General features: G+C 57.3%; 15 protein-coding genes. 1 reads left to right on the top strand and 14 read right to left on the bottom strand.

The features are described from left to right. Window positions 1–14 precede the first annotated feature (14 nt). The 14 genes from AC27HQ_RS12695 to flhA all read right to left on the bottom strand — a co-directional run bounded on the left by AC27HQ_RS12695 (window position 15) and on the right by flhA (window position 14,454). The gene (locus AC27HQ_RS12695) at window positions 15–437 is read right to left on the bottom strand and encodes a DUF2802 domain-containing protein (RefSeq protein ID WP_487156545.1); all 423 of its coding nucleotides are present in this window, start codon (window positions 435–437) and stop codon (window positions 15–17) included. Between the two features lie 5 nt (window positions 438–442). Continuing rightward, window positions 443–922, bottom strand: coding sequence for a chemotaxis protein CheW (locus AC27HQ_RS12700; protein ID WP_487156546.1), 480 nt, complete (start codon window positions 920–922; stop codon window positions 443–445). 79 nt (window positions 923–1,001) lie between these two features. Then, window positions 1,002–1,805 carry a chemotaxis protein CheW gene (locus AC27HQ_RS12705; protein ID WP_487156547.1) on the bottom strand — a complete coding sequence of 268 codons (804 nt, stop codon included), beginning with the start codon at window positions 1,803–1,805 and terminating at the stop codon, window positions 1,002–1,004. 80 nt (window positions 1,806–1,885) lie between these two features. Then, window positions 1,886–2,680, bottom strand: a complete 795-nt coding sequence (locus AC27HQ_RS12710; protein WP_487156548.1) for a ParA family protein — start codon at window positions 2,678–2,680, stop codon at window positions 1,886–1,888. Window positions 2,681–2,778: 98 nt separating this feature from the next. Continuing rightward, on the bottom strand, window positions 2,779–3,597 hold the full coding sequence (motD, locus tag AC27HQ_RS12715; protein ID WP_487156549.1) for a flagellar motor protein MotD: 819 nt from the start codon (window positions 3,595–3,597) through the stop codon (window positions 2,779–2,781). A gap of 150 nt (window positions 3,598–3,747) precedes the next feature. Then, complete coding sequence (locus tag AC27HQ_RS12720; protein ID WP_487156550.1) at window positions 3,748–4,488, bottom strand: flagellar motor protein; 741 nt, start codon at window positions 4,486–4,488, stop codon at window positions 3,748–3,750. Further along, entirely contained in the window at window positions 4,488–5,597 is a 1,110-nt protein-coding gene (locus tag AC27HQ_RS12725; protein WP_487156551.1) for a protein-glutamate methylesterase/protein-glutamine glutaminase, read from the bottom strand. The genes AC27HQ_RS12720 and AC27HQ_RS12725 overlap by 1 nt, the downstream gene beginning before the upstream one ends. 132 nt (window positions 5,598–5,729) lie before the next feature. Further along, the gene (locus AC27HQ_RS12730) at window positions 5,730–7,931 is read right to left on the bottom strand and encodes a chemotaxis protein CheA (protein WP_487156552.1); all 2,202 of its coding nucleotides are present in this window, start codon (window positions 7,929–7,931) and stop codon (window positions 5,730–5,732) included. A 27-nt stretch (window positions 7,932–7,958) separates the two neighbouring features. Next, window positions 7,959–8,753 (bottom strand): protein phosphatase CheZ, encoded by a 795-nt coding sequence (locus AC27HQ_RS12735; RefSeq protein ID WP_487156553.1) that lies wholly within the window; start codon window positions 8,751–8,753, stop codon window positions 7,959–7,961. A gap of 21 nt (window positions 8,754–8,774) precedes the next feature. Further along, window positions 8,775–9,152 (bottom strand): chemotaxis response regulator CheY, encoded by a 378-nt coding sequence (locus AC27HQ_RS12740; protein WP_172409633.1) that lies wholly within the window; start codon window positions 9,150–9,152, stop codon window positions 8,775–8,777. A gap of 193 nt (window positions 9,153–9,345) precedes the next feature. Next, the gene (locus AC27HQ_RS12745) at window positions 9,346–10,083 is read right to left on the bottom strand and encodes an RNA polymerase sigma factor FliA (RefSeq protein WP_487156554.1); all 738 of its coding nucleotides are present in this window, start codon (window positions 10,081–10,083) and stop codon (window positions 9,346–9,348) included. Beyond that, window positions 10,080–10,907 (bottom strand): flagellar synthesis regulator FleN, encoded by an 828-nt coding sequence (fleN, locus tag AC27HQ_RS12750; protein WP_487156555.1) that lies wholly within the window; start codon window positions 10,905–10,907, stop codon window positions 10,080–10,082. The genes AC27HQ_RS12745 and fleN overlap by 4 nt, the downstream gene beginning before the upstream one ends. Window positions 10,908–10,938: 31 nt before the next feature. Further along, window positions 10,939–12,297 (bottom strand): flagellar biosynthesis GTPase FlhF, encoded by a 1,359-nt coding sequence (gene flhF / locus AC27HQ_RS12755; protein ID WP_487156556.1) that lies wholly within the window; start codon window positions 12,295–12,297, stop codon window positions 10,939–10,941. A 51-nt stretch (window positions 12,298–12,348) separates the two neighbouring features. Continuing rightward, entirely contained in the window at window positions 12,349–14,454 is a 2,106-nt protein-coding gene (gene flhA, locus AC27HQ_RS12760; protein WP_487156633.1) for a flagellar biosynthesis protein FlhA, read from the bottom strand. 235 nt (window positions 14,455–14,689) lie between these two features. On the opposite strand from flhA, the gene AC27HQ_RS12765 reads away from it, so the two are divergent. Continuing rightward, complete coding sequence (locus AC27HQ_RS12765; RefSeq protein WP_487156557.1) at window positions 14,690–16,000, top strand: tetratricopeptide repeat protein; 1,311 nt, start codon at window positions 14,690–14,692, stop codon at window positions 15,998–16,000.

Raw genomic sequence — 16,000 nt, forward strand, 5'->3', positions numbered from 1 at the left:
CAGCCAATCGGGTTTCAGGGTTGTTTACGTGCCGAGTGCAGCTTGGCCACCAACTCGGCCTCAGCCTTGGACAGGCCACAGGACTGGGTTACATCTTCAATACTCGCACCCATACTCACCAGGCGTGCCGCCTGATTGTAGGGCAAGGCGTGCGGATCTGACTGATCCACACGCTGCAGACGGTCTTCCAGCTGTTTGAGCTTGTCTCGGAGGGCGATCAATTCATCCCCCATGCGAATGCTGCCCTGCTGAAAACTGGAGGCTTCGACCCTAAGCGCTTGCAGCCGTTGCTGATGCTGCTCATCCAGGGCACGCAGTTGTGCCGCCAGTCTGATCTGGGAACGGCGCAGCAGTCCCAGAACAAATACCAGCACAGCTAGCAATACACCTCCACCCAGGCCCGCCAGGAGTATCAACAGGCCGTCGTCAGCCGCCATGCTGATCAGAAACCCTGCAGTTCAGCCCACTCATCTTCGGTCATCATCTTTTCCAGATCGACCAGAATGAGCAGTTCATTGTTCTTGTTGCATACACCCTGAATGAACTTGGCGGACTCATCTGTACCGACGTTAGGTGCCGTTTCAATCTCGGACTGGCGCAGATAAACCACTTCAGCAACGCTATCGACCAGAATCCCGACCACCTGCTTATCCGCCTCGATAATCACGATCCGGGTGTTGTCAGTTATCGGTGCTGGTGTCAGGCCAAAGCGCTGACGCGTGTCGATCACGGTGACCACGTTACCGCGCAAGTTGATAATGCCCAGTACATAGGACGGCGCGCCGGGAACAGGTGCAATCTCGGTATGCCGCAGCACTTCCTGCACCTGCATGACGTTGATGCCGTAGGTTTCATTGTCCAGGCGGAAGGTAACCCATTGCAGAATCGGATCTTCAGCGCCCTGTGCGGAGTTATTTTTCATTCTTTTGCTTCCCGATTTAGGTTATTGCCACTCCGGCTATCTGGCGTGCCGGCACGCTGACTCATTAATTGATCCAAAGCTATGCTAATGCTCTGCCACTGGCTTTGCCAGCCTTGCTTGCTGCCTCACCTGCGGCAATCAGTTGTGCCAGAGAGGATACGTCAACCAGGGCACACATGTGCTCTATAACCGTGCCGGCCAGCCAGGGTCTTTTGCCCTGATGTGAGCGCCACTTAATCTGCTCTGAGGTCAACTTGACTGACTGGCTGACACCGTGAACGGCCAGACCCCAGTCATAGCCCTCGACTGAAATGACAAAACGCAGGTCATTGCGCAACGCATCCGTATAGCGTTCGGGCATGACCCAGCGCGCGGTATCAAGCACCTTGAGATTGCCGACGGGGGTCGGCATCAAACCAAGAAACCAGTCCGGCTGCCCAAATAATGGCGTGATCTCGTCGTCCAGCGGATAGATCGAACCCAGCAGGATCAGCGGCACCGCCAAAGTCAAGCCACCCACATCAAACAGCAGCGCCTCAAACGGCTGATCGCGCCAACTGGGCTGCTCAACCAGATGTTCTGCCTCGAACCCCGGCGTTTCGATCGTCTGGGTTTCGACCACCGGCGCCTCAAACTCAAGACGGCCAAGTGTCCTAGCCTCCAGCATTCGTTCCTCGACCGATCTTCGCGCGCGCGCAGACGGGTGGCTGGGCGTTACCGCCTCAGACTCCTTGATCACCACCTTGGCAGCAGGATCCACCACCGGCATGCTCACAGGCTGATCCTGCACCACCGACTCGGTAGCATCCTGCAGCAGCGCATCCAGATAGCTCTGAATGGTCTGTTGCGGTACAAACTGCTGAAGGGGCAAGGCTTTGCTCATGACAAACCGCTATTCCAGGGAAACGTTGACAGTACTAGATAGTATCGGCCAAATCCGGCCTGACATTAGAACTAAATACATCATGCTACCTGCTCCCGACGGGGTAATGACTGCGCCAACAGGTAACGCAACAAAGCCCGATACGCCAGCACACCGCGGGCAGTGGCATCCAGGCGCGATGGCACCAGACCGGCCATACTGGCATCCCTCAATTTGGTATCAATCGGGACATAGGCTTGCCACAGATGGTCAGCATAGTCACGGCGCAGAACCTTGAGCGTACTGATCGAGGCCTGGGTCCGACGATCAAACAGGGTTGGCACTATGGTATAGGGCAAGGCCTGCTTGCGGGAGCGATTGACCATGTCCAGTGTATGAACCATGCGTTCAAGACCCTTGAGCGCGAGAAATTCGGTTTGTACCGGGATGATCAGCTGTTCGCAAGCCGCCAGCGCGTTGATCATCGAGACCCCAAGCAAGGGCGGACTGTCGATCAGGACAAAATTGAAATCATCCCACAACTGCGCCAGGGCTCGGGACAGGACCAGTCCAAAGCCACCCTGCGCTGCTGACTGGCGTTCAAGTGTGGCCAGTGAGGTACTGGAGGGCAACAGGCTGACACTTTCATGGGAAGTCGGCAGCAATAGCGCCCTGGCCATGCCCTCTGGCACCTGTCCATTGTGCTGGAATAGATTGAAAACGCTATTGGTCAGGCTGTCCGGGTCATGCCCGAAATAACTGGTCATGGAGCCATGGGGATCCAGATCGACCACCAGTACACGCTGCCCCTGGTCTGCCAGCAGACCAGCAAGCGCGACGGCGGTCGTGGTTTTACCCACACCCCCTTTTTGGTTGGCCACAGCCCAGACTTTCATGCCTTTCCTCCTGGGGTTGGTATGTCTGATTACAAAGACATAGACCCCATCATCGACAACAGATTGACGCCAGCAGCGACGTCAGACAAGTAAAGCACTTACTGTGCAGGAGCCGTGCCAGTCCCGCTACGTGCCTCACGCATCTGATCAACATTCGAGGCATCAGGCGTGTAAGCCTCATGCCGGGAATCGGTATAGCGCGATACCAGCAACACAACCCGTCGATTGGCACGGCGACCGGCCGCCGTCGTATTGTCTGATATCGGGCGAAACTCACCATAACCTACTGCAGCCAGACGGCCCGGATCGACCCCGCCGGTATTCAGCATACGAACTACGCTGGCAGCCCGGGCGGCGGATAACTCCCAGTTGGTTGGATAGGCACGCGAGCTGATTGGCACATTGTCGGTGAAACCTTCGACATGAATCGGGTTGTCATAGGGCGCCAATATATTGGCGATCCGATCAACAAGATCGAAAGCCGCATTCAGCGGCAAGGCGTCACCACTCGGAAATAGCAGGCTGGAGTTCAATTCGATTTCGATCCACAGCTCGTTGCCACGCAGTTCAATATCACCCGCCTGGATCAGGTCGCCAAAGGCCGCCTGCATGGCCGAGGTGATATCCGCCAGCGCATCGCCACCCTCACCGGTCGCATCACCGCCGGAGGTTCCCGGAGCATCGCTGCGATTGATCCCGCGAGGAATTTGATCGCCTATCTGTATCGGCTCTATGGACCTTTGGGGCGTATTGAAAGCGCCAACCAGGGTATCCGACAGCACTTTGTATTTGCCCTCATTGACGGAGGAGATCGAATACATGACCACAAAGAAGGCAAACAGCAGCGTAATGAAATCCGCATAGGACACCAGCCAGCGCTCATGGTTTTCATGCTCTTCATGGCGACGGCGGCGCATCGTCAATCCCTGCCCTTGAAGGCCAGCGCCTTGCCTGTTTGTAAAGGCTCCGAATTCGCCTTACATCCTGAATCGTGCATCTCTTTGCCCCTCCCAAGATGGGCTGGCTGTCCTGCATGCGGCAAGTATCCAACTGGGTACCCGCCCTTGCTAATCAAGGAAACCCTCAAGCTTCAATTCGATCGAGCGGGGGTTTTCACCTTCGGCAATCGACAGTAAGCCCTCCAGCAGCATTTCGCGGTAACGTGATTGCTGCCATACCACGGCCTTGAGCTTATTGGCAACGGGTAACAGGAACAGGTTGGCCAGTGCTACGCCATAGATGGTAGCGACGAAAGCCACAGCAATACCAGTGCCCAGCATGGAGGGATCAGCCAGATTGCCCATGACGTGAATCAGGCCCATTACCGCGCCGATAATGCCAATGGTCGGTGAATAGCCGCCCATACTTTCATAAACCTTGGTGGCCATCAGGTCATGGCTCTCACGGGTCATGAGATCCACTTCAAGAATACTGCGCAAGGCCTCCGGCTCGCTGCCATCGACCAGCAGTTGCAAGCCCTTGCGGGCAAACTGATCGGACTCCAACTCGGCGATTTGCTCAAGCCCGAGCAGGCCTTCCTTGCGCGCGATGGTACTCCACCCTATCACTTGGCTGATGCCCTGCTGCAGGCGGTTCTTCGGCGGAAAGAAAATCCAGCTGGCTATCGCCAGGGCACGCTTGAATACTTTCAGCGGGGTCTGAATAAAGGCCGCTCCCAGCGTGCCACCAAACACAATCAGCGCGGCAGGACCGTTGATCAGGGCCGCCGCATGCCCACCCTCAAGATAATTGCCGCCAAGAATCGCCACGAAGGCGAGAATGACGCCAATGATACTGAGGATATCCATCAGCTCAGCTCCGCCAGATAACGGCCAATGTCGTCCAGACTGTAAACGCCGTCGGCCAGATTGGCCTTCACCACCGCCATTGGCATGCCATAGATGACACAGCTTGCCTCATCCTGGGCCCAGACATCGCTGCCGGACTGTTTCAGAATGCGCGCCCCTTCTCGACCATCGGCACCCATACCGGTCAGCACCACCGCCAGCACCTTGTCGCGAAAGGCCTTGGCAGCTGAACCGAAGGTGACATCAACGCAAGGCTTGAAATTCAGACGCTCATCACCGGGCAGAATTCTCACCACGCCTCGCCCGTCAACCATCATCTGCTTACCGCCTGGAGCCAGCAAGGCAACGCCCGGGCGCAGCGCATCACCGTCAACAGCCTCTCTTACGGTAATCCGGCACAGTTTGTCCAGACGCTCAGCGAAGGCTTTGGTGAAAGCCGCAGGCATGTGCTGAATCAACAACAACGGCGAAGGGAAATTGGCCGGTAACTGGGTCAGTACCCGTTGCAAAGCCACCGGACCACCCGTGGAAGTACCAATCGCGACCAACTGGTAATGCTTGCGACGCGGCGCAGGGCTGGTCGACCGGTTGGCAATCGGCGCCACAGCGGGCTTGACGGCGGGCTCACCCGGACGGAGTTGAGGCCTCACTGCCGGGGACGGGCTGCTTGGGGCGTTTTGTGGGGCAGCAGCCAGACCGAGGGAGCGACGGTTGGTGCGCGCCAGCGCATGCACGCGCTCACACAGCAATTGCCTGACCTTGTCGGGATTACGCGAAATATCCTCGAAGTTCTTTGGCAGATAGTCAGCGGCACCCGCATCCAGCGCATCCAGACTGACGCGAGCGCCTTCATAGGTCAGAGAAGAGAACATCAGTACTGCCGTGGGGCATCGCTGCATGATTTCGCGCACGGCTGAAATACCGTCAAGCACCGGCATTTCATAATCCATGGTCACCACATCAGGACGCAAAGCCAGCGTCTGGTCTACCGCTTCACGGCCATTGGAAGCGGTACCAACCACCTGGATCTGCGGATCGCCTGCAAGGATCTCCGTCACCCGGCGACGAAAGAAACCCGAGTCATCCACCACCAGCACCTTGACCGCCATACACTCTCCTGAAACCTGTCAGCCCGGCAGCAGCGTGCTGCCGAACCTGAATCCTGTTATCCCACTATAGCTGGCCAACCCAGCTGGCGATCAAGTCCGTTAGCGCTTTACCCACTGCCCGCCCGTTCGGAGCTAACCGCGTCGCGCGTAGCGCTTGAGCAGACTGGGGATATCAAGAATCAGTGCAATGCGGCCATCGCCGGTAATGGTTGCACCGGACATCCCGGGTGTACCCTGCAACATGCGGCCCAGAGGCTTGATCACTACCTCCTCTTGCCCGACCAGTTGATCCACCACAAAACCGACACGCTGGGTGCCGACTGAAACAATCACGACACTGGCTGCCGAGCGATCACTGTTATCCGCCACACCGGGCATCAACCAGCGCTTGAGGAAGAACAGCGGCAGGGCCTTGTCGCGGACAATGATGACCTCCTGACCATCCACCACATTGGTGCGCGACAGATCCAGACTGTAAATCTCGTTAACGCTGACCAGTGGCAAGGCAAAGGCCTGGTCTGCCAACATGACCATCAATGTCGGCATGATTGCCAGCGTCAGGGGTACCTTGATGGCAATGCGGCTGCCTTCACCCTTGACCGAATGGATACCTATTGTGCCGTTCAGCTGGGAAATCTTGGTCTTGACCACGTCCATACCAACACCGCGACCGGATACATCGGAAATTTCGGTCTTGGTTGAAAAACCCGGAGCCAGAATCAGGTCGAAACATTCACTTTCGGTCAAACGATCAGCGGCATCCTTGTCCATCATGCCCTTCTCGACTGCCTTGGCACGCAGTACCTCTGCATCCATGCCACGACCATCATCGGTGATAGTCAGCAGAATGTGATCGCCTTCCTGCGCGGCTGCAAGAATAACCTTGCCGGTTCGCGACTTGCCTGCTGCCTCACGCTCATCAGGCATCTCGATACCGTGATCGACCGAGTTGCGTACAAGGTGGACAAGGGGATCGGCCAGGGCTTCAACCAGATTCTTGTCCAAGTCGGTTTCTTCGCCGATCAGTTCGAGATTGATTTCCTTTCTGAGGTTGCGGGCCAGGTCCCGGACGACACGTGGAAAGCGTCCGAAGACCTTCTTGATTGGCTGCATGCGGGTCTTCATTACCGAGGACTGCAGATCCGCAGTCACCACGTCCAGATTGCCAACGGCCTTGTTCAGCTCTTCATCTCCGCTGCTCAGACCAAGGCGTACCAGACGATTGCGCACCAGCACCAGCTCGCCCACCATGTTCATGATCTCGTCCAACCGAGCGGTATCCACACGTACGGTGGTTTCGGGCGCGGCGGCCTCGAGTCCGCCAGGCGCAGTGGCCGGGTCAGGAACGGCAAGGGCTTTTTGGCTGGGTTCAGGAGCGGCTTTGGGCTTGGCTTTTTCAGGCGCTTTGGGCTTGGCGTCAGCCACTGCGGGCTTAGTACCAGAGGTTACAGCAGCAGGGCTGCTGTCCTTGCCTGGAGCCTTTCCTGAACCATGCAGCTGGTCCAGCAGGGCTTCAAACTCATCATCGGTTATATGCGCATCATCGCTATTGATCGCCGGATCTGATGGCGCAGAGGGTGCCTCATCGGCTTTCAAGCCGGGCGCAGCGCCCTTGCCATGCAGTTGATCCAGCAGGGCCTCGAATTCATCGTCATTAATTTCATCGCTGACGCGCTCGGGAGCAGGTTCAGCAACGACTGACTCGACTGCAGTGGTTCCATGCAACTGGTCCAGCAGCGCCTCAAACTCGTCATCGGTAATCTCGTCATCGCTGCCCGCCGTCGCGGGTGCGGCTGACTCGTTCTCGGATCCATGCAGGGCATCGAGTAACTTCTCGAACTCGTCATCGGTGATATCACCCTCGGCAACGGGCTGGTCTGACGGGTTCGCAACTGCACTTGCGGTTGGTTGGGCGACTGGATCGGCCGGCGCAGGGTCATCGGATGCAGGGTGGGCAAGGCGAGCAAGTGCTTCAAGCAAAGCGGGGTCTGCAGGACGGGGCTCTTCACCCTCGCGCACCTGGCTGAACATTTCATTAACACTGTCGAGGGCCTGAAGGACGACATCCATCAGCTCTGAATCGACTTTGCGCTCACCCTTGCGCAGAATATCGAAAACGTTTTCGGCTATATGGCAGCAACCAACCAGGGCATCCAGCTGCAGGAATCCTGCTCCGCCTTTTACCGTGTGGAAGCCGCGAAAAATAGCGTTGAGCAGATTCATGTCATCGGGACGATTCTCCAGCTCGACCAGCTGTTCAGACAACAGCTCGAGAATCTCGCCGGCTTCTACCAGAAAGTCTTGAAGAATTTCCTCATCCGCATCAAAACTCATGCATCCACTCCCGGGTCGCGCTTGTTGTTAGAAGCCCAGACTGGAGAGAAGATCGTCCACTTCGTCCTGTCCGGATACTACGTCTTCTCTTGTATCGGCATGAATCTGCGGACCTTCACCCCTGGGTGAAGTTTTTTTCGCTTCGACCGGCTCTTCGGCATGAGCAATCCCGGCCATGCGGTCCACATGTCCCGCCATGCGAACCAGGTTCACCAGACTTTCTTCAACATCATGGACCAAGGTAATAACACGTTTGATCACCTGGCCTGTAAGGTCCTGGTAATCCTGCGCCATCAGAATATCGTTGAGTTGTGCGCTGACTTCAGTGCTCGAGGTTTCGGTTTTCTCAAGGAACTCACCGATACGACGGTACAGATCACGGAATTCGCCCGCGGCCATTTCACGGCGCTGCAGGCGCTCCCAGTCAGCACGCAGCACGCTGGCTTCCTGGCCCAGGGCCGAAACGATGGGGGCACTGCTTTCCACCAGATCCATAGTGCGATTGGCGGCCTTGTCGGTCAGCTGCACCACATAATCAAGGCGGTCTGATGCATCAGAAATCTTGGAGGTTTCGTTTTCGTCGCCCAGTGCGTGGGTGGTATCGATCTGAAAATTGACAATGGCGTTGTGCAATGCGCGGGTCAGTTGTCCGACCTCATGGTAGAGACCGCGATCACGTGCCTGGTTGATGGCATGAATGACCAGAATGGCCTCACCATAATGACCTTGCTCCAGATAATCGACCAGTTGCCGCGCGTTGTCTTTCAGGGAATGTTCAAATTCCTGAGCGGTTGCCTGGCCGGGATCCTTACTTAGTGCCATAACCTGTACCCCGGTGTGTTGTCATTTGGCCTGGACGCGCTCAAAAATCTTTTCGATCTTTTCTTTCAACGCCTGGGCGGTAAAAGGTTTGACCACGTAGCCATTGACTCCGGCCTGAGCCGCTTCAATGATCTGATCGCGCTTGGCCTCAGCCGTCACCATGAGAACAGGCAAATGCTTCAGACGTTCGTCGGCACGCACAGCGCGCAACAGGTCAATGCCGCTCATGCCCGGCATGTTCCAGTCAGTAACCAGGAAGTCGAAACTGCCGCTCTGCAACATCGGCAATGCGGTATTGCCGTCATCAGCCTCGGCGGTATTGGTGAAGCCAAGATCCCGCAGCAGGTTCTTGATAATGCGTCTCATCGTCGAGAAATCATCCACGATGAGGATTTTCATGTTCTTGTCCAAGTCGACCTCCGTACACACCAGGAAGAGTGCTGTCACACACCCCGTTAACCTACTGGCCAAACAAGCCTTCAGATCCCGCTGATGCCAGTGTAACCGCAGCGGCAGCGCGGCGCTGCCCCATCTGACATGCAATGCTTATTTTCCAGGCCAACCGGGCATTGTCCGGATGCTGGCAACAAAATCAATCGTTATGCCATCCTGACAGTCTTGAACGCAGCCTGGCGGCACATTGGCTGTGCAACTGGCTGACTCTTGACTCGCTGACGCCCAATACCGCGCCAATCTCCTTGAGATTCAACTCTTCCTCATAGTACAGCGACAGCAGCAGCCTTTCGCGTTCTGGCAAACCTTCTATCGCCTCAACCAAAGCCGCTCTGAAACGCTCGTCCTGCATGCCTTGAAAAGGTTCTTCATCACTGTGAGCATCGGCACGAGCGCCGCTCTCGAGCAGGTCGTCAAAGCTGAACAACTTGCTGCCGGCAGTATCGTTGAGAATCGCATAATAATCTTCAAGGCTCATCTCAAGTTCGGCCGCAATCTCGTGATCTTTAGCATCCCGTCCCAGGCGCGACTCGACCGCTCTGACCGCGTCAGACACCATGCGGGTGTTACGATGAACCGAACGGGGCGCCCAGTCACCCTTGCGCACCTCGTCAAGCATGGCACCACGAATGCGGATGCCGGCATAGGTTTCAAAACTGGCACCCTTGCCATTATCGAATTTTCGCGAAGCTTCCAGCAGGCCAATCATGCCAGCCTGAATCAGATCATCAACTTGCACACTAGCAGGCAGGCGGCCCAGCAGATGGTAGGCAATACGCTTCACCAGGGGGGCAAACTGGGCAACCAGCTGGTCCTGATGTTCAGATGAACATTGTGCGCGTGTATACATGCTTACCCCGGCTGCGGCCTGCGTCATAGGCCCGTTCCTGTCTGCTGGACAAGGCGTTCGACAAAAAACTCCAGATGCCCGCGTGGGTTGGCCGGCAAAGGCCACGCATCGACTTTCTGGGCTATGGCTCGAATAGCCATGGACGCCTTGCTACGCGGGAAGGCTTCATACACAGCCCGCTGTTTTTGTACGGCCTTGCGAACATTCTCGTCGTAGGGCACGGCACCCACATACTGCAGCGCCACATCCAGAAATCGGTCAGTTACCTTGGTCAGTTTAGCAAAGACTGTGCGACCTTCCTGCGGTGTATGCACCATGTTAGCCAAAACCCGGAAACGGGTCATGCCATAATCCCGATTGAGCAGCTTGATCAGCGCATAGGCATCGGTAATCGAGGTGGGCTCATCGCATACCACCACCAGCACTTCCTGGGCAGCACGGACGAAACTGACCACCGAGTCGCCAATGCCTGCGGCCGTATCGACAATCAGCACATCGATATTGTCACCAATATCACTGAATGCCTGAATCAGGCCCGCATGCTGCTGGGGGTTGAGGTTGACCATGGTGGCGGCACCGGAGGCCGCCGGAACAATACGCATCCCGCCCGGGCCAGTGATCATCACATCACGCAGTTCACAGGTGCCTTCGAGCACGTCGGCCAAGGTGGCTTTGGGCTTGATACCCAGCAGCACATCAACATTGGCCAGGCCAAGGTCGGCATCCAGCAACACAACGCGACGCCCCAGCTCGGCCAAGGCCAGACCCAGGTTGACCGAGACGTTGGTCTTGCCGATGCCACCTTTGCCGCCGGTAACTGCGATAACCTGAACCGGATGTTTGCTACCCATCTGCGTTGATTACCTTATTATCGTTTGTGAATCAGCTTGCACGCTGATTATGGAGTATACCGGCAAACACGTCTGCCATGTCCTGATCGGCCGGTGGCTCGTTTCCAGCCAGGGTAACGGCCCGACTGACCAACTGATGACCAACGCCACAGGCGATATCATCAGGGATACGCTGGCCATCTGCCAGATAGGCTACCGGCAAACCCTGCTGCATAGCCAGCCCCAATGCCTCGCCCAGTGTTGCCGCCTCATCCACCTTGGTCAATACGCAAGCGTCAAGACCACAGCGCTTATATGTATGATAGGCGGCTTTCAGAACCTGGTATTGACTTGTGGCAGCCAAAACCAGCAACTTGCTGACCTTTTGGCCCAGCGCAGCCAATTCACTGAGCTGGCTGTGCAGATGCGGGTCCTGAGCTTGCAGGCCTGCAGTATCCACCAACACCAAGCGCTTACCGGAAAATTCGCGCAGCACATCAGCCAGGCTGTTCTGCTCGTCCACCACCCGCACCGGCACATTCAGAATCCGACCCAGGGTACGCAGTTGTTCGTGGGCACCAATTCGGTAGGTATCCATGGTAACCAGGGCCACATGCTGGCTACCGTGCTTGAGCACGTAGCGGGCGGCCAGCTTGCCCAGGGTTGTGGTCTTGCCAGCCCCGGTCGGCCCGACCAGCGCCACGACACCGCCACGCTCGATCAATTCATCACGCATGACCGGCAGGCTGTGGGCCAGGTGGGCCAGCAGCATGCGCCAAGCCTGTTTGGTGTTGGGCTCGTTGTCGACCAGGCGCAGCAGTTGCTGACTCAGCTCAGCCGGAAAACCAAGCTGCGTCAGGCGACGCCAGAGACTGGCCTGACGCGGTTGGGTTTGATGCATCTGCCCCCAGCTCAGGCTGCCTAGTTGCGCCTCGAGCATCTCCCGCAGACCTGCAATCTCGGCGCGCATGTCACTGATGCTGCCCGCCTCGGCAGCTGCCGCATACCCGCGCGCCGCAGGCTGAGCCTGGACCGCGCCGTTAACCGGCTGTGATTCTTCGCTGTTCAGGCGTTCCAGCAGATCACGGGCCACGCTGGATCCTGATTCAACCGCCTGACGCATGGTGTCGCCAAACAACTGACGGTTGACCTTGGGGCCACCTGACATCTGTTCGCCAACGGCCAATTGAGCCTGGGCAGTTACAATGCGTTCCTGGGTTTTTCTCAGCTCCAGATCCAGGCCAGGCGTCGGCGGCGTCAGGCGCGGAGCGTCAAAGTCGAGGGCGGCGGTCAGTTCCACGCCGCCAGCGACGCGCCGATTGGCAATGATCGAGGCATCACCGCCCAGCTCGTCTCTGACCAACTTCATTGCCTGACGCATATCGGCGGCAAAGAAACGTTTTACCTTCATGGCTGACCCACCTTGCTCATTCATCTGACCGCCCCTTTATCAGAGGTTGGATTAACTCTGGCCTACGGTAGCGACTATGGTGACCTGCTTGCTGTCCGGTATTTCCTGGTAGGACAACACATGGGCGCCAGGGGCCGCATAGCGTACAAATTTGGCCATCATGCCGCGGATCGGACCGGCTACCAGCAAAATCGCCGGCTTGCCTTGCAACTCCTGCCGCTGCACCGCATCGGCCAGAGAGCGCTGGAGTTTTTCGGCCATGCCCGGTTCGAGCATAACGCCGTCATCACCACCCTGCCCGGCCTTCTGAATACTCTGTAGCAATATCTGTTCCAACCTCGGCTCCAAGGTGATCACAGGCAGCTCGGAGTCAAGCCCGACAATGCTTTGCACGATTGAGCGCGACAACGCTACTCGCACCGAGGCGATCAACGCGCCGGGATCTTGACTCTTGGAAGGCTGGTTGGCGATGGCCTCGGCAATGGTCCGAATATCCCTTACCGGCACCTGTTCCTGCAGCAGCCCTTGCAATACCTTGAGCAACGCTGACAAGGAAATGATGCCGGGTACCAGCTCCTCTGCCAGTTTCGGCGAGGCTTTGGCCAGTACCTGCATCAACTGCTGCACCTCCTCATGGCCAATCAGCTCATGGGCATGCTTGTGCAATATCTGATTGATATGGGTGGCGACCACCGTACTGGCATCGACAACGGTGTAACCAAGTGACTGCGCCTGATCCTTCTGCATGGGCTCGATCCACACAGCATCCAGCCCAAAGGCAGGATCCTTGCCGGCAATACCCTTGATATCACCAAATACCTGACCCGGATTGATCGCCAGCTCACGATCCGGATAGACCTCAGCTTCAGCCACACCAACACCCATAAGCGTGACCCGATAGGCGTTAGGCGCCAGGTCCAGGTTGTCGCGAATATGGACGGACGGCATAAGGAAACCCAGATCCTGTGAGAGCTTCTTGCGCACGCCCTTGATCCGCGCCAGCAATTGCCCACCCTGATTGCGATCGACCAAAGGAATCAGGCGATACCCCACCTCCAGGCCAACCATGTCGACCGGGGTGACATCGTCCCAGCCCAGCTCCTTGACCTCCTGGCGAGGCGCAGCAGGCACTTCAGCCAACTGACGCTCCTGTTCCTCGTCAGCAACCACCTTAAGACGCTGACGATTGGCGATCACGTAGGCCGCACCGGCCGCCAGAGCACCCAGGCTGATAAAGGAAAAATGGGGCATGCCGGGAATCAGACCCATGACGATCAGAATTGCAGCGGCAATCGCCAGGGCCTTGGGCGAGGCAAACATTTGACGCTGGACCTGCGCCCCCATGTCCTCGGAGGTCGATACCCGGGTTACCATGATGGCCGCAGCCGTCGACAGCAACAGTGAAGGAATTTGCGCCACCAGACCGTCACCAATGGTCAACAGCACATAAATACGTCCGGCTTCGGCAAAGGGCAGATCATGCTGCGCCATACCAATGGCCAGACCACCGATGATATTTATGAACAGGATCATCAGACCGGCCACCGCATCACCGCGAACAAACTTGCTGGCACCGTCCATCGAGCCATAGAAGTCAGCTTCCTGGGCCACTTCCTGACGCCGCAGCTTGGCCTGTTCCTGATCAATCAAACCGGCATTCAAGTCGGCATCAATGGCCATCTGCTTGCCGGGCATGGCATCCAGGGTAAAGCGTGCGCTGACCTCCGAAATACGTCCCGCGCCCTTGGTAACCACTACGAAGTTGATGATCATCAGGATGGCGAAGACCACCAGACCAACCACATAGTTACCACCAATCACCACTTCACCGAAGGCCTGAATCACCTTACCTGCAGCATCGCCACCCTCATGACCGTAGAGCAGCACAACCCGTGTAGAGGCTACGTTGAGCGCCAGGCGCAGCAAGGTTGCGACCAACAGAATGGTTGGAAAAACAGCGAAATCCAGGGGTCGCAGGGCATAGGCGCAGACCAACAGAACCACCAGCGCCAAGGCAATATTGAAGGTAAACAGCACATCAAGCAGAAAAGGCGGTACCGGCAGCATCATCATGCCGAGCATGACCAGCAACAGAATCGGCACACCCAGGCTGCCATGCCGCAACCCGGACAGGTTGCTGCGCACCGTACTCATCATTTCTGCTCTGTCGACTGCCATGCCCGATGGATTCCTGATCAAATTTTTGACGCTTGCCGTTGTCCGTATCTTGACTACGCAAAAAGCGTTCCATCTATTGAAATCCTTTTGGAAAACTCTGCTCTTGCCCTGGGCCGGCGGTGCTATTATTAGGCCAGTGGGTTGGCATCCGGACTGGCGCTTGAGCGGTCAATGGGGTCGGTAATCAGAGCAGGGGCCTTGATCGGGAATAGACATGCGCGTATCAGTTGTTGCCTTAGCCAGTTTTATCTCTCTGCTTGCAAGCGGCTGCTCAAGCTTGCCAGATCGCCAGCAGGTACTCAGCGCCTCTGGCGAGTTTCTCAGCAAAGCCGGTGACATGCTCAGCGACCAGGGCAACCGGCTTGCCGCGTTTACCGGCCTTGGCCAGCAATCCAGAGTGCAGCAACAGTACCAACAGGAGGTCGAAGCCCTCTTTGCCCAACCCTATATCGACCCCCTGACCCGTTATCTCGAAGCACACAGCAATGACAGGTCAAGAGCCACCTTGCTGGAAACCGTAGCGACTGAACGCGAGCGGCGATGTCAGGTCATTGCTCGCCGTTACGCCAGCGTAACGCCGGATCAAGGTAATCTGCAGCGTCTGGAACGCGGCTATCTTTACTCCTGCCCGGAGCAGGTCAAGGCCTTTGCCGACCAGTTGGAGCGGTCTCGACCTGAGGCGACGCAAGAGTCCATGGCAACCGAGCAGCAGAGCGCTGTCAGACCAGCGCCAGCCGATTCCAGCGTTCCCGCCAGTCTTTACGGCATTGCCCCACAGGACGACTCGGTAGAACTGGCTGTGGTCCGTCGGCAAGCAAGCAATTGCTACCTGCTCTTTACCATACGCAACTACAGCCAGGCTGAAACCGCCTGTGCAGGTCCGGCAGCCAGTGGCGATGCCAAAGCCCAGCAGCATTTGGCGCGCATCAGCGAACTGGCGGGTGATGAGGACAAGGCTATGCACTGGGCCACCCAATCAGCACAGCAACAGCACCCGGATGGCCTGATGTTGCTAGGGCGTTATTACCAGGATGGCATCGGCACGACACCCGATACGGCCCGCGGCTTTCAACTGATTCGGCAAGCCGCGGACAAGGGTCTGGCAGAAGCCAGTTACAAGGCCGCCATGGCGTACCGTGAGGGCAAGGGAACCGCCATCAATACCGATGCCTCGCTGGTCTATATGATTCGCGCCGCAGAACAGAATTACCTGCCGGCCCAGCTGACACTGGCTACACATTACCTGTCGACTGGCGGCACCCAGGCCACCAGGGGTCGTTATTGGCTTCTACGGGCCGCCGCTGCAGGGTCGGCGCGGGCTCAATTTCGCCTTGCAGAAAGCTATGCCACAGGCACAGGTGGCCCGATCAATATTCAGGCCGCCTATGAGTGGTACAGTCTGGCATTATTGAACGGAGAAAGCCGTGCCCAGGCTGAAGTCGATGCACTGGCGCCACGCCTCACGGCCGAGCAATTACGTCTGGCCCAGACCAACATTCAGAGCAGGCTCAACGGCCTGCAGTGA

The sequence above is a fragment of the Halopseudomonas sp. 4NH20-0008 genome (assembly GCF_057548395.1).